The organism is Desulfuromonas sp. CSMB_57 (genome assembly GCF_020194955.2).
GTDB lineage: Bacteria > Desulfobacterota > Desulfuromonadia > Desulfuromonadales > Syntrophotaleaceae > JAFCIY02.
The window spans coordinates 1-14,007 of record NZ_JAFCIY020000029.1 but is presented as its reverse complement, the minus strand read 5'-3'; the positions used below and the strand labels follow the sequence as shown (position 1 = coordinate 14,007).

The 14,007-nt window shown below is 60.0% G+C and carries 13 protein-coding genes and 1 pseudogene; all 14 read right to left on the bottom strand.

Features of this window, described 5'->3' with window-relative positions:
* A pseudogene (locus JQN68_RS09155) lies at positions 1-244 on the bottom strand (alkaline phosphatase family protein); the annotation flags it as partial.
* 40 nt (positions 245-284) lie between these two features.
* On the bottom strand, positions 285-1,109 hold the full coding sequence (locus JQN68_RS09150) for a sugar phosphate isomerase/epimerase family protein (protein ID WP_225073639.1): 825 nt from the start codon (positions 1,107-1,109) through the stop codon (positions 285-287).
* Positions 1,110-1,300: 191 nt separating this feature from the next.
* Positions 1,301-4,021 carry a formate dehydrogenase subunit alpha gene (fdhF, locus tag JQN68_RS09145; protein ID WP_249621130.1) on the bottom strand — a complete coding sequence of 907 codons (2,721 nt, stop codon included), beginning with the start codon at positions 4,019-4,021 and terminating at the stop codon, positions 1,301-1,303.
* 238 nt (positions 4,022-4,259) lie between these two features.
* Complete coding sequence (locus JQN68_RS09140) at positions 4,260-4,733, bottom strand: HAD family hydrolase (RefSeq protein ID WP_225073641.1); 474 nt, start codon at positions 4,731-4,733, stop codon at positions 4,260-4,262.
* Positions 4,734-4,775: 42 nt separating this feature from the next.
* On the bottom strand, positions 4,776-5,843 hold the full coding sequence (gene selD, locus JQN68_RS09135; RefSeq protein ID WP_225073642.1) for a selenide, water dikinase SelD: 1,068 nt from the start codon (positions 5,841-5,843) through the stop codon (positions 4,776-4,778).
* An 83-nt stretch (positions 5,844-5,926) separates the two neighbouring features.
* Entirely contained in the window at positions 5,927-6,625 is a 699-nt protein-coding gene (locus tag JQN68_RS09130) for a phosphate ABC transporter ATP-binding protein (protein WP_249621129.1), read from the bottom strand.
* An 11-nt stretch (positions 6,626-6,636) separates the two neighbouring features.
* On the bottom strand, positions 6,637-7,521 hold the full coding sequence (locus tag JQN68_RS09125; RefSeq protein ID WP_225073644.1) for a PstA family ABC transporter permease: 885 nt from the start codon (positions 7,519-7,521) through the stop codon (positions 6,637-6,639).
* Positions 7,518-8,378: a phosphate ABC transporter permease subunit PstC gene (pstC, locus tag JQN68_RS09120; RefSeq protein ID WP_225073645.1), complete on the bottom strand. Its 861-nt coding sequence runs from the start codon at positions 8,376-8,378 to the stop codon at positions 7,518-7,520. Before pstC ends, JQN68_RS09125 begins: the two co-directional genes overlap by 4 nt.
* Positions 8,375-9,208 carry a phosphate ABC transporter substrate-binding protein gene (locus JQN68_RS09115; protein WP_225073646.1) on the bottom strand — a complete coding sequence of 278 codons (834 nt, stop codon included), beginning with the start codon at positions 9,206-9,208 and terminating at the stop codon, positions 8,375-8,377. The genes pstC and JQN68_RS09115 overlap by 4 nt, the downstream gene beginning before the upstream one ends.
* Before the next feature lie 49 nt (positions 9,209-9,257).
* On the bottom strand, positions 9,258-10,115 hold the full coding sequence (locus tag JQN68_RS09110; protein WP_225073647.1) for an NAD(P)H-hydrate dehydratase: 858 nt from the start codon (positions 10,113-10,115) through the stop codon (positions 9,258-9,260).
* On the bottom strand, positions 10,103-10,663 hold the full coding sequence (locus JQN68_RS09105; protein ID WP_225073648.1) for a putative Se/S carrier protein: 561 nt from the start codon (positions 10,661-10,663) through the stop codon (positions 10,103-10,105). The genes JQN68_RS09110 and JQN68_RS09105 overlap by 13 nt, the downstream gene beginning before the upstream one ends.
* 5 nt (positions 10,664-10,668) lie before the next feature.
* Positions 10,669-10,887: a sulfurtransferase TusA family protein gene (locus tag JQN68_RS09100; protein WP_225073649.1), complete on the bottom strand. Its 219-nt coding sequence runs from the start codon at positions 10,885-10,887 to the stop codon at positions 10,669-10,671.
* Between the two features lie 10 nt (positions 10,888-10,897).
* A complete protein-coding gene (yedE, locus tag JQN68_RS09095; protein WP_225073650.1) occupies positions 10,898-12,013 on the bottom strand; it encodes a YedE family putative selenium transporter in 1,116 nt (371 codons plus the stop codon).
* 448 nt (positions 12,014-12,461) lie between these two features.
* Positions 12,462-13,700 carry a molybdopterin molybdotransferase MoeA gene (locus JQN68_RS09090; RefSeq protein WP_225073651.1) on the bottom strand — a complete coding sequence of 413 codons (1,239 nt, stop codon included), beginning with the start codon at positions 13,698-13,700 and terminating at the stop codon, positions 12,462-12,464.
* Positions 13,701-14,007: the final 307 nt, after the last annotated feature.

Here is a 14,007-nt window from a genome sequence, read left to right as displayed (position 1 = left end):
CCCCCAGGGCTTCCACCGCCCCCCTTCCCGGGAACTCCTCCATCCGGTAACCGAACATGAGGAAATGGGCCAGTTCGCTAGGCAATGCGGTGCCCTGCAGATAGGCATGGAACAGCCCGTTCATGCCGCGCGCGGCAATGATATCCAGGTTGGGGGTATGGGCGGCCTGCAGCGGGGTCCTGTTATGCAGGACCGGATGGCTGCGGTCACCAAGACCGTCGAGAAGAAGCAGGATGCAGCGCATGTCGGCCTCCCCGGGGAAAAAGGTGTACACCGTCGAGAGTTTATGCCGACATGGCGCTCAAAGGAAGGGGATTTTCGTGCCGATCAGTATCGGTGCGTACCGCCGCGAGATGGAAATAGCTCCGGAGCAGGTCGCGGGTATGCAGAATCTCCGCCGGTTGCATCAGTTCGATGACCCACCAGTCGCAGGATTCCGCCAGGCCGAGCAGGTCCAGGCGGTCGTGGAAATCCGCCAGGCAGGCGGGCGGTACGTGCCCATAGCCGTCCAGTTCGGTGTGGTAGATATGGGCGTTGCGGATGCGATGGCGATGGGGCAGCACATAGTCGCGGAAAATATCCTGCCGCCCCTGCACCAGACCTACCGCATGGGCATGGCCGATGTCGACGGTCACCCAGGCGCCGCTTTCCATCACGATACGGCGGAACAGGGCGGGATCGTTGGTCAGGGGAGTGGTCAGGTTTTCCAGAGCGACGGCGACCCCCCGGCGGCGACCATGGGCCGCCAAGCGGGCCAGATTGTCGATGGCCCGGCGGGCATCGATACCTGCTCCGGAAGGATTGCCAAGGCCGGAATGCACCGTCATGTGCCGTCCGCCGACGGCGGCAACCTGGTCCACGGTCCGCAGCAGCAGCGCCAGGGAGTCCTCCCCGCGACTGTCGGTAAAAGCCGGATCGATGCCGTGGAAACGGCAATGGAAGCGCACCTGGAAGCCTTCGAGGGCCTGCATCAGGGAGCGGAATTCCCGCTCCGGCAGCGACGGATCCATGGACCAGTCGATGGCGCGGAAATCGTGTTCCGTGGCAAAACCGGCCAACCGTTCCGCGTCCTGGTCGAATATGTTGCAGAGGGCGATATGAGGAGGCATGGCGAGAAAATAGCCCGGAGCCCGGCATAAAGCAAATGGATTATTTCGAAAAAACCACGGCTTTCCATCGATATTTTCGATGGAAAGCCGTGGTTAGGTTGCTTTAGCCCCGCGGCCCAGGCAGGACGAGAGGCCTTGTACCTGTTTGGAGCATGCCGGGGACGGCGAATTCCGTCCCCGGCAGTCAGAGGTTAGCGAATCTTGTCCTGCTCCTCGGACCAGTCCCAGGACACCTTTTCAACTTTGGCGGCACAGGATTTGAACTCCGGAATCTTGGCGATGGGATCCAGAGCCGGGTTGGTCAGGGCGTTGGCCGGACCGTCGGCAAAGTGGAACGGCATGAAGATGACCGTTTCCTTGACCTTGTCCGTCACTTTGGCCGTGGCCGCAACGGCGCCGCGACGGGTGCTGACCTTGACCTTGTCGCCGTCGACGATGTTCAGCTTGCGCGCTGCTTCGGGATTGATTTCCACGAAGGAGCCGGGGAACAGGTTGTTGAGGCCCTCGACTTTGCCGGTCATGGTCTTGGTGTGATAGTGGTAAAGGATGCGACCGGTGGTCAGGATCAGCGGATACTCGGCATCCGGCAACTCGGCGCTGGGTTTGAACTCCCAAGGCTTGAACAGACCCGGACCGCGGGCGCATTTGTCCTTGTGCAGGAACTTGGTGCCCGGGTGGTCCGCCGTCGGGCAGGGCCACTGCAGCCCCTGGACATCCAGACGGGCATAGCTCATGCCGCCGTAGGAAGGCGTCACGCCGGCGATTTCCTCCATGATTTCCTTGGCGCCGGCATAGGTTTTTTCATAGCCCAGCTTGGCCATCATTTCCTGCAGGATGACCCAGTCGGCCTTGGCTTTGCCCGGCGGATTGATGGCTTTGCGCACCCGCTGGACCCGCCGCTCGGTATTGGTGAAGGTACCGTCCTTCTCGGCAAAGGAAGCGGCCGGCAGCACCACGTCGGCCAGTTCGGCGGTTTCCGTCAGGAAGATATCCTGCACCACCAGGAAGTCGAGATTTTCCAGACCGGCCTTGACATGGGCCTGGTCGGGGTCGGACAACATGGGGTTTTCACCCATGATGTAGAGGAACTTGATCTCGCCCTTGCCGGCCATGGGGATGACTTCCGTGACCGTGTGGCCGGGGTTGGTGGACAGTTTCACGCCCCAGGCCTGCTCGAACTTGGCCACCGCTTCGGGGTTGGCAATTTTCTGGTAGCCGGTCAGGTCACCGGGCAGGCAGCCCATGTCGCAGGCGCCCTGCACGTTGTTCTGGCCGCGCAGGGGATTGACGCCGGAGGCTTCCTTGCCGATCTGGCCGCACAGCAGGGCCAGATTGGAGGTGCCCATGACGCCGCTGACGCCGGTGCTGTGCTGGGTCACGCCCATGGAGTAGAAGATGGAGGCGTTTTTGGCCTGGGCGTACATGCGGGCCGCTTTTTTCAGATCCTCGGCGTTGATGCCGCAAATTTCGGCGACTTTTTCCGGGGTGTACGCATCGATCACCTTGACCAATTCGTCGTAGTTCTCGGTGCGGGCCTGGATGAATTCCTCGTTCTGCAACCCCTCGGAGATGATGACGTTCATCATTCCGTTGTAGAGAGCGACGTTGGTGCCGGGGGTGATCTGCATGAACACGTCGGCCTGCTCCACCAGGTCGATGCGGCGCGGCTCGCCGACGATGAGTTTGGCTCCCTTGGCCACGGCCTGGCGGATCTTGGTGCCGATGACCGGGTGGGTTTCAGTGGTGTTGGAGCCGGTGACGAAAATCAGGTCGCTGTCCAGAACCTCGGCGATACTGTTGGTCATGGCACCGCTGCCCAGGGTGGTGGCCAGGCCGGCTACCGTCGAGGCATGACACAGACGGGCGCAATGGTCGATGTTGTTGGTGCCGAAGCAGGCCCGGACCATTTTTTGGAACAGGTAGTTCTCTTCGTTGGTGACGCGGGCCGAGGCGAAACCGGCCAAGGCATCGGCGCCGTATTTTTCCTTGGTTTCCTTCAACTTGCCGGCGATGAGGTCATAGGCCTCGTCCCAGGTGGCGGAAACGAACTCGCCGTTTTTCTTGATCAGAGGGGTCGTCAGGCGATCCGGATGGTTGATGAAGTTGTAGCCGAATTTGCCCTTGACGCACAGCAGACCCTCGTTGGCGGGGCCATTGACCGGCTCCACGCCGACCACCTTGTTGTCTTTGGTCAGCAGGTTCATTTCGCAGCCCACCCCGCAGTAGGAGCAGGTAGTCTTGGTTTTGCTGACTTCCCAATGGCGGAACTTGTCCTTGCTCTTCGGCTGCAGGGCGCCCGTCGGGCAGACGGACACGCAGTTGCCGCAGGAAACACAGGTGGAGGCGTCCATGCCCTTGTCGAAAGGCGCCACCGGGTGGGTGGTGAATCCGCGGTCGCCAAAACCGATGGCCTGGGTGCTCTGGAAGTTGTTGCAGACCATGACGCAGCGACGGCAGGCCACGCATTTGTTGAGATCCCGGAGGTAGAATTCGTTGGTCTCATCTTTGGGGAAATCGTTGCGCGTCCCGGGGAATTCCGTTTCGGTGATGTCGTAGGCATGGCAGAGATCCTGCAACTTGCAGGCCCCGGCCTGGCCACAGGTCAGGCAATCCAGGGGGTGGTCGGAAAGCATCAGGTTGATGACCGTCTTGCGGGCTTCGATGGTGCGGGGGGTGTCGGTGGTCACCACCATGCCTTCCATGACCGGCGTGGCGCAGGCCGGTGCCAGGTTGCGGCGGTTTTCGACCTCAACCACGCAGACGCGGCAGGCGGCGGCCTGTTCGTTGAATTTCTTTTCCATTTCCAGGTGGCACAGGGTCGGGATGTGGATATCCAGCGTTTTCGCGGCATCCAGAATCGAGCTGCCCGCAGGCACTTCCGTCGTTTTACCGTTGATCGTCAGCTTGACCATTTTCGACTTCTCCTCCATAACAAAGTTTGGTGTCTCCGGCGTGCCCGAATGTCGGCCACTACCGTCAGCATGGAGAAAGAAATACAAGGAGCATCCCGGGCAAGTCAAATGGATAATATTAATAAATTGAATTGAGATTATCGTAAAAATCAATAATAAAGAGATGGGCGTACCCAGAGAGGTAGAATATCACTGTAGATTTGGGTGATTACCCGTTTTGAAAGGGATAAGGAGAAGATCAGGCGTTGCGCAGGGTGGCGGTGACTCGGCGTGGATTCAGAAGCAATTCGAGGGCCTGTCTGATATTCGTACAGACCATGGTGGCCGCCTGCAGGGCCCCGGTGGCAGCCCCCTCCGCCTGGATGACGCAGATGCTGAAAGCGGCGTGTTGCAGCATCAGGCAATCATTGGCGCCGTTGCCGATGGTCACGGTTTGGTGCCGGCCCAAATCGGTAACATAATCGAGTTTGATCCGATCCTGGTGGGCTTCTGCGATGATCTTCACGGTGCAGGGGAGATGGACCAGTTGCGCCCTGGCCGTGCCATGGGTATCGGCCGTGACGACATGCACCGTAACCCGGGAACTCAAGGACTGGATGAGATCCCCAACTCCGGGAATGAGGGTGCCGTCCTCGGCGATGGTACCGTTGAAGTCAAGCACCAGGTGTTCGATTTTAAAATCGACCTGGTTGGGAACCGTAAAATGCAGCACGAAAGTGCCTCCTTTTAAGCCGACAGTACCCGACGGGAACTGTCAGCAAATCTCCACCGCATGTCCGCGGGCATCCACGACCTCGCCAACCACCACGGCGAAACATCCCCGATCTCGGGCACGAAGCAGAAAATCCCGAGCGGATTCGACATCCAGGGCGATCAACAGACCGCCGGAAGTCTGGGGATCGAACAGGGGCAGCAGGTCATCGGCGGGCATGGCCGAGACACTCTCTCCCCCTTCTGCACGGACATCCCGCAACATCCGGGCATAATAGTCCCGATTGCGATAGCAGCCGCCAGGCACCAGGCCATCTCCGATCAAATCGGCAACACCGGCCATTACCGGCACATCATCCCGCCTAAGGGCCAGGGTGACACCGGCGCCCCGGGCCATCTCCGAAGCATGGCCAATGAGGCCGAAGCCGGTCACGTCGGTGCAGGCCCGGGCGCCGCACTCCAGCATGACGGCCGCGGCCACATCGTTCAGGGTGGTCATCCAACGGCAGGCTTCCGTCACCGACTCTGCGTCGATCATATCCGCCTTGATGCCGGTGGAAATGATGCCGGTGCCGATCGGCTTGGTCAGGATCAGCACATCGCCTGGCCGGGCCGTCGAGTTTCTGACCACCCGGGAGGGATGCACCAACCCGGTCACCGCCAGGCCGTACTTGAGCTCGGCATCCGTCACCGTATGCCCCCCCACCAGACAGGCCCCCGCTTCCCGGATCTTGCTTGCGCCGCCGGCCAGCAGCTGCCGCAGCATTTCGCGAGGGATCCCGCATTGCGGGAAGAAGGCCAGGTTCATGGCGGTCACCGGCCGGCCGCCCATGGCGAAAACATCGGACAGGGCGTTGGTTGCGGCAATGGCGCCGAACAGATAGGGATCGTCGACCAGCGGCGTGATGATATCGGTGGTTTCCACCAGGGCACAATCGTCGGCGATGCGGTAGACTCCGGCATCATCGGCGGTCTCCGGCCCCACGATCAGATTGGGATCCCGCTCACCGAACAATCCGGACAAGGCCTCTTCCAGGCCCTCCGGGCCCAGCTTGGCCGCTCAACCGGCCGCTTTCACCATGTGGGTAAGTTTGATTTTCTGGTTGGTCATGGATGATCCCTCCTTGTTTTTCGACTAGCCTACACCATGGCTTGAGCCGGGCAACCGGCCATCATGCCGCCTGTTTCAAACCCTCATCCGGCAACAATGGTCCCGTCGGCAAAACGGACCACCCGGTCGGAAATGCGCACCACCTGTTCCAGGTAATGGGAAACCACCAGGATGGTCAGACGCTCCTTGAGCCCCGTGAGAAGCTCCTCGACGGCGTCGGTGGCGGCCGGATCCAGGGAGGAGGTCGGTTCATCCAGCAGCAGCACTTCCGGTTCCAGCACCAGGGCCCGGGCGATGCACAGACGCTGCTGCTGCCCCCCGGAAAGGGTGCGGGCGTCATCCTGAAGACGGTCCTTGACTTCGTGCCACAGATTGGCCATCCGCAGAGCCTGCTCCACCCTACCGGCAACCACCGTACGATGCCGTTCTCCGGCCAGCTTCAAAGGGAAGGCGATATTTTTGGCGATGCTCATGGGCAGGGGATTGGGAGCCTGGAACACCATCGCCACCTTTTTTCGCAACTCCGTCAGCGGCATGCCGCGATCATAGACATCCCGCATGCGTCCCTGCAGCTCGATTTCCACCCTGCCCTGCATGGTAGCATCCCGCGTGCTCTCCCAGAGGCGGTTGAGGGTCGTGAGAAAGGTCGATTTGCCGACCCCGGAAGGTCCTGTGAGAGCGGTAATCGCATTGCGGGCGAAACCAACACTCACGTCCCGCAGCACACTGCGGCCCCGGTAGGAAAAATACAGGTTCTCAACTCTTATCTTGGTGTTTGACATCGATTGTGGACTCATGGGCGGTAAAAAACCAAATGGGTCAGCCCTTTCCGGATGCCGTAGGCCGCCAGCAGCAGCAGCGCGCACAGGAGCAACAGGATAATGGCCGCCCCATAGCCTTGTTGCAGCTCTTCGGGGCTCGTGTATTGGGATGAAATATAAAAGATGTAAAAAGGCAGGGCTTCGTACTGGGAAAGCAGCGATTTGGGCAGCCCCGCGGAAGCCACCACCCCGGTCAGCATGATGACCGCCGTATCCTCGGCACAGCGGCCGATGGCGAGAATGATCCCGCTCATGACCCCTGCCAGGGACTTGGGGAGGAGCACCAGAATGATATTCTGCAGCTTGGTCGCCCCCAGGGCAATGGCGGTGAGGCGGATCTCCCTGGGCAAACCCTCCAGCGACGCCTGGGTAGTACGGATGATGTAGGGCAGAACCAGGATGGAAAGCGCCAGGCTGGAAATCAGCAGGCAGGGACCGATGCGCTCGGAAAAATGCCGGTGCAGAAAAACCGCCAGAGCAAACCCGAACAGGCCCACCACGATGGACGGCACCCCGGCGAGAACGTCGAACAGGGCATCGAGTACCCTTCTGACCCGTGGCCCGGCATATTCGGACAGATAGACCCCCGTGGCCAGCCCTACCGGAATGGCCCAGCAGATGGCGAGCAGGACCAGCATAAAAGTGCCGGCCAAGGCCGGAAACAACCCTTCGAAAACCCGTTCCTGCAGCAGCAGTGCCCGCCATGGAGGGGTCTTCCCGAAGATCAGTGGCAGATTAAGAACTTCCAATCCATGCATGAAAAGGTAGCCAAACAGCACCGCGACGGCCGCCGTCAACAGCAGCCCGGCGGCCCAGGCGAACAGCACCGTGGTTCTTTCGAGCAGGCATGGTTTCACGCTGCTTCATCCTTGGCCGACCCCATCGCGCGCACCACAAAGGTCACGGTCAGGGTGAACAGATAGAGCACGATGCCGCAGGTAAAGATGGACCGGAATTCAGGGCTTTCGTAATCCGCCGCCATCACCAGCGCGATATGGGCGGTCAGGGTCCGGGCCGGCTCCAGCACCGAGGTCGGCACCTGGACCGCATTGCCCGCCAGCATCAGGGCAATGAGGGTGTCGCCGACGGCCCGGCCGAGGGCCAGCAATACGCCGGTCAGCATGCCCTTTTTCGCCAGCGGCAGCATGACATGGAGCAACTGCTGGGTGCGGCTCGCGCCCAGGGCCTCGGCGGCGTCCAGATAAGACTTCGGAATCCGGTCGAAGCTGTCGCAAAAGAACAGGGTCATGGTGGGCGTAATCATGATGCCGAGAACCAGGGCCGCCGTCAGTAGGCTCATGCCCGAGCCGCTCCGAAACAGCTCCCGAACGATGGGCACCAGCAGAAAGATGCCGACAAAACCGTAGACCACCGTGGGAATACCGGTCATCAACTCGATGAGACGCCGAAAGCCCCGACTCACGGCCGACGGAGCGACAGCGGCAATCAGAAACGAGCATCCGAGACTCAGCGGAAAGGCCAGCACCAGGCTTGCCAGGGAGATGGCGCAAGTCCCGACGATCATCGGAAAAATGCCGAAACTCCCCTGGAATGGCGCCCAAGGACTGTAGACCAGGGGCAGAACGCCGCCGGCCCTCATCAAGGGCAGGCCCATGACCACCAGAAAGGCCAGAATCGCCAGGGTGATGGCGGAGCTTGCCAGCGCGGAGAGGCACAGCAGCCTCTCCGCGACCAGCTCATGGAGTTTTTTCATCGGAGGGGGATAAAGCCGTGTTCCTCGATGATCCGGCTGCCCTCCGGGGTGGACAGAAAATCCAGGAATTTTTTGGCCAGGCTCGTCGGTTCTCCCTTGGTGTTGCTGTAAAGGCCGCGCGCAACCTTGTAGGAGCCGTTGCGCACCGTCTCGATGGTGGGCAGGACGCCGTCCAGAGCCACCGGCGCCACGGTCCGATCGATGTGACCCACGGATACGTAGCCGATGCCGTACGGATCCTGGGCAACGGCCGACTTCATGGCGCCGTTGGACACCACCACGTGGGCCGCGGCGGTTACGTTGCCTTTGTCCAAGCCCTTTTCCCAGAATACTTCGCGGGTGCCGCTGGCTTCATCCCGGGTATAAAGGTTGATTTTGCGGTTCTCCCCGCCCAGTTGCCGCCAGTTGTCGATCTTGCCGGCAAAGATGTCGCTCATCTGGGCTTTGGTCAGCTTGCTGACCTTGTTCTTGGGATTCACCACCGGGGCCACCCCGTCGACGGCCCACTGGTGGACTTTGAGTCCATAGCGGTCGATTTCCTCGGCTGTCGGCTTGCGGCCGCTGTTGCCGATGTCCACCAGGCCCTCTCCGACCTGTTTGATGCCGACCCCCGATCCGCCCCCGGCGATGCTGATCTGGATATCCGGGTTGGCAGTCATGATCTTCTGGGCGGCATCCTTCATGACCGGAATATGGGCGGTGCCCCCGGATATTTTCAGGACACCCTTTTCATTTTTGAAGGAATCGAGGCTGCCGGAAAAGGCCGGCGAGAAGGTTCCGAGCAGGAGACCTGCGATCAATAAAGGTAAAAAAGCGAGATGTTTTTTCATGACCACTCCATGGAAAAAAATTCGATCTGGACAAGTTATCACTGCCAGGCTATCCGGCCTGCATCTCCCGAAAAGCCTGAGGAATATGGGCTATGATGTCAGCGACCTGGGTGGCCGGCGTCGGTCGACAATGACGGCCGGCGAGGCGGTTGACCCGCATGGCGGCGATGGCTGCCGCCTGGATATCCATGCCGGCGTCGATGCACACCGAAACCAAACCGGTAATGGTATCGCCCGTGCCGCCGATGGCTTCCAGAACTTCCTCCGAAGGGCTGTCGACGCTGGCCAGGATCCCGCCGGCATCCGCCAGGTAATCCCGTTCACCCTTGACCAGCAGGTAGCGGGCGGCATTGCCGTGTAGATAGGCCCGGGCAATCAGATCGGGCACCCGGTTGTCTTCATGCAGCATGAAACCGCGGGTATAGAACGGATGCGGCGCCTCTTCGTCGGCCAGAAAGGCCAATTCACCGACATCGGGCGTAAACAGGTCGTAGGCGCCGGCTTCACCGCTCATTTTCGCTACATACATGAAGCCGGCATCGGCGATTAGACACGGGCGGAACGCCATCTTGCCGATGGCCGCCAAAACCTTTTGGTGCCAATAGACGATGGGCTGCAAATAATGGAAAGTTATGGTCTTGAAATCAGCGGCGGGCAAAGCCTCGGTCAAGTGCCGGTACAGACGTCGACTGCCCGCGCCGGTGCCCGTATCGCCGACCAGATAGGCATAGGGCGCGGGTCGGCCCAACGCCTCGGCCGCCTTCAAGGCCGCGCCGAGCAGAGCCGGCGTACCCCGGTTGATGTCCACCAGCGAGGTGCCGATGTGCAATTGCTCGCCCCGCAGGCTCACCGTTCCTTCCACCAGGGGAAAGTCGGCACAAGGCACCGTTCCAACTATGCACAGCATTGGCGCAGGGTCTCCTCATAGGCCAACTGCAGCGCATAGCCGCATAGGGTATGGCCGACTTCACGGGGGCTCGGCGCCTCGGCCAGGGTCTTCCCGACCATGGAAGCGGCCAGGTAGGGCACATCGGGGCAGCCGCCCCCCGAGATATTGACGATGGTGCGGGTTTCCTTGTCCAGGGTCAGCTTCATGTTGGCCGCCCGCACCATGAGATAGCGGCCGAAATCCTTGACCTGAAAGATATCGACGGGCTGCAACAGAGGGCTGGTCACGGGCACGGTCTTCAGGGGCGGAAGGCCCTTCTCCGTCAGCAGGCGAACGATGTCCAGTTGCTCGATGAGGGGGAACTCGATGACCAGGTCGCAACCCTGGCGAATTTCGGGCGGCGGCCCCATGACCCGGATGCTCCAGCCCGCCTTTTTCAAAAGATTCTCCGCCTGAATGACCTCGCTGGTGTTCTCGAACACCAGGATGCCCCGCTCAACTTGATTTTCAGAGGAGGAGTTGTCCGCCTCGGCATTGGAATTCTTCTTGAAGCCGAAAAGCGCCATGTTGTCTAGCCCTTTTTCAGTGTGATGGTCAGGTCACCGGCCCGCTCGGCAACTCCCGCCACGGACCAGCCCCGGTTTTCCGCGGCCCGGCAGACGTTCTCCCGGGACGTTTCATTGTCCACCAATACAATAAGTTCCGCCGCGCCGCCGGCTTTGATGGCCTCCAAGGTCATCATTACAGGTTGCGGGCAGGACAGTCCGCGAGCATCGATGGTTTTCGTCATGACATCCTCCCTAGGCCGCTTTTTTGCGCATGGTGAAGCCCAGCAACAGGCACACCAGAAGTCCGACCACCACTCCCTGCATACCGTATTTTCCGATACCGGCAGGCGAGCTGGCCATACTGAAATTATGACTGAAGGCCGCGCCGGCCATCATGCCCAGCACGAAAATGGCGGCATCCCCGTCCCCTTCGCCGGCCATGAACAGCTGACGGCCGGGACAACCCCCGGCAAGACAGAAGGCCAGACCCGACAGCAGCATGCCGGCGAAATTCCAGACCTGCATGGTGTGGGCGATGGGTTGCCCTGCGAAGCCCGGATGAAACTGACCGACCACGAGATTGACCACCAGGGCGGTCACAATGAGAGCGAGAAACCCACCCAGCAGATGGGTTTGCCGAAACAGCACGAAGTCGCGAATGGCGCCCATGGTGCAGAAACGGCTGCGCTGGGCGATAAAGCCGATGCCCAGACCGGCGGCCAGGGAGACCAGCACCGGGGCGTACATGGAACCCGGTCCCTTGAGGCTGTAAAACAGCACCCCGCTCTGCCCTTCTCCGGGCATGGCGGGAAAAACGAACATCAACGCCAGCAGGCCCAGCATGAACAGGGGCAGCAGCAAACCTGCGGCCGGCCGCGTTTCCTGGGTTCGGCCGAGATTGTAGCCGCCCTTCAAAAACAGGGTACCGAGCCAGATGCCGGCACCGAGTCCCAGCAGGCCGACGATGGCGCTGCCATCGCCTCCGGCCAACCGCAAGGCCGCCCGCCAGGGACAGCCGAGAAACACCAGCGCCCCGATCATGGCGAAGAATCCCAGCACGAAACGGACGATGGGCGCCGAACCGAGGCGCGGCCGAAATTCCCGGAACAGGCAGGCCGCTACCAGTGAGCCCAGAACGAAACCGATGATTTCGGGACGAAGGTACTGCACCACCTCGGCCCGATGCAGGCCGAGGGCCCCGACGATATCGCGTTCAAAACAGGCCACGCAGACGCCCATGTTGCCGGGATTGCCCCACTTCTGCAACAAGGGGGCGAGAATGCCGATAAAGATGCCGGCACCGATAATGCCCCAGCGTCCGGCAAAAATGTTTTTCATACCCCCCATCCGTTCCTCCTTTTTTTGCATGAAATTCGAAAAAGCCACAATTCCTGCCCAATCGATATTGTTATCCAATTTAGGCTGCAAACACAGATTATTTCAGACTTTTGAGTTGATCATTAAATGCTGAATCTAGCAAATGACTTAGGCTAAGTCTAATTGATATTATCCATAAAAACGCTATCCATTATCGACACTATCGATAACAAGCAAGGAAGTTATCCGTTTCATCCATCACTATGCACCCCCATGGTTTTGGCGCCTATCCCGGATGAAATACAAAAACCCGCACCATGCCAGACACCAAGGCCTGCTGGAAACGGGTTTGAATTTGTATCCCTTGAGAAAACGTAAAGATGACCGCTTACTTGTCTAATAATTATTTTTCCCGCAGCAACGGGTTGCAACCGACCAAGCTACCCCGGTCCCTGACCATAAGGGCATTTTGAGTCCCGCTCTCCTTGCCAATGGCAGCTCACCCCTGCAAACAATAAGGCGGCGGCAATAGCAGAGCCTTGACTTCCGCACCCACCTCAAGGGGACCATGTCCTGCCGGTATGTCGATGAGCGCATTGCATTCCACCATGGATTTTAATGCGCCGGGACTCTGTATCCCGGCTGGTATGGCGAAATAGCGCCCATTTTCCCAGGCTACCAACGACCGCAACAGGCGGCGCTGACTGCTTGTCTTATGGAAGGGCCGTTTCATAACGGCGCTGACTTCCGGCAGGGCTCCGGACTCTTTTCCCGCCATGGTCCGAATCAAGGGGCGCACCAACATGAGAAAAGTGATCATCGCCGCTGAAGGATTGCCCGACAAACCGATGATCAGCTTGCCATCTTTTTCACCGCATACGGCAGGAGTTCCCGGCTTCATGCCGACTTTCCAGAACAGGATACCGGCGCCACTGAGTCGAATGGCATCCCTGACCAAATCCTTGCTGCCCACGGAGGCACCTCCGGTGGTGACAACCAAATCGTAGTCCGCCATGGCCCGCTCCAAAGCCCGGGCAATGTCACCCGTCGAGTCCGACAGGGTTTCGTTGGGAAATGCCAGACCGCCGGCTTCCTTGACTTGCAGGGACAGCGCATACAAATTGCTGTTGTAAATCTTCCCCGGCCTCAAGGGATGTCCAACCTCCAGCAACTCATCGCCGATGGAGAGGACGCCCACCCTGGGTTTTTTAAAAACCTGAACCCTGTCCAACCCCAGGGAAACCAAAAGCCCGACCACGGCGGGAGTGATATTGGAACCCCGGTTGATGACCGTTTCCCCTTCGGCGACATCCTCCCCTTGCGGAACGACATTTTCTCCGGTTGCAAACGGGGATGAAACAGCGATGGTTTCTCCATCGCGGACGATATCCTCGAATTTGACGACGCAATCGCTGCCTTCCGGCATGGGAGCGCCGGTGGTAATGCTCATGGCTTCGCCGAGCCCTATAGGCATGGTCGCCACCTGCCCCGCAAAAACTGCATCGACAACCCGCATGACAACCGGAGTTTCCCTGCTGGCATCAATGGTATCGGCAGCACGCAGCGCATAGCCATCCAGCGGCGAGCGGCGAAAGGGCGGCAGAGAGATCCCCGCCACAATGTCCTTTGCCAAAATCCTCTCGAAGGCATCGACCACCGACACTTCTTCACTGCCCGTCCCAGGAACATAACGTGCCAGGGTTTCCAGCGCCATTTCCATTGATATCGCTTGTTTCATCAAATTCATTCTTTCGTTTCATACCTGGTCAGCATGGAAGCTTGCCCGGATCGCACAAGACTAAAACAATCCCCTTGCGAAAGTTTCCGGCAATCAATTAACAAGCGGGGCATACCGGGGCGGATGCCCCGCCATCTGGAAGGGAGCGTCCTCCACTCCCGCTTATCCGGGCACGGACTTCACTGCCGGGACCCTGTAATGGGACACGTGCTGCGGGCGCTTGAACAGCAGGGTGACCACGAAACCGGCGATGAGCAGACCGGCGGCGATCTTCAGGGGCGGACCCGGCACGGTGAACTTGGCGAAC

Bases quoted from the DNA above. Each gene is read 5' to 3' on its own strand.
- JQN68_RS09150 (WP_225073639.1), bottom strand. From the start codon at position 1,109: ATGCCTCCTCATATCGCCCTCTGCAACATATTCGACCAGGACGCGGAA.
- fdhF (WP_249621130.1), bottom strand. From the start codon at position 4,021: ATGGTCAAGCTGACGATCAACGGTAAAACGACGGAAGTGCCTGCGGGC.
- JQN68_RS09130 (WP_249621129.1), bottom strand. From the start codon at position 6,625: ATGTCAAACACCAAGATAAGAGTTGAGAACCTGTATTTTTCCTACCGG.
- pstC (WP_225073645.1), bottom strand. From the start codon at position 8,378: ATGAAAAAACTCCATGAGCTGGTCGCGGAGAGGCTGCTGTGCCTCTCC.
- JQN68_RS09115 (WP_225073646.1), bottom strand. From the start codon at position 9,208: ATGAAAAAACATCTCGCTTTTTTACCTTTATTGATCGCAGGTCTCCTG.
- JQN68_RS09110 (WP_225073647.1), bottom strand. From the start codon at position 10,115: ATGCTGTGCATAGTTGGAACGGTGCCTTGTGCCGACTTTCCCCTGGTG.
- JQN68_RS09105 (WP_225073648.1), bottom strand. From the start codon at position 10,663: ATGGCGCTTTTCGGCTTCAAGAAGAATTCCAATGCCGAGGCGGACAAC.
- JQN68_RS09100 (WP_225073649.1), bottom strand. From the start codon at position 10,887: ATGACGAAAACCATCGATGCTCGCGGACTGTCCTGCCCGCAACCTGTA.
- yedE (WP_225073650.1), bottom strand. From the start codon at position 12,013: ATGCAAAAAAAGGAGGAACGGATGGGGGGTATGAAAAACATTTTTGCC.
- JQN68_RS09090 (WP_225073651.1), bottom strand. From the start codon at position 13,700: ATGAAACAAGCGATATCAATGGAAATGGCGCTGGAAACCCTGGCACGT.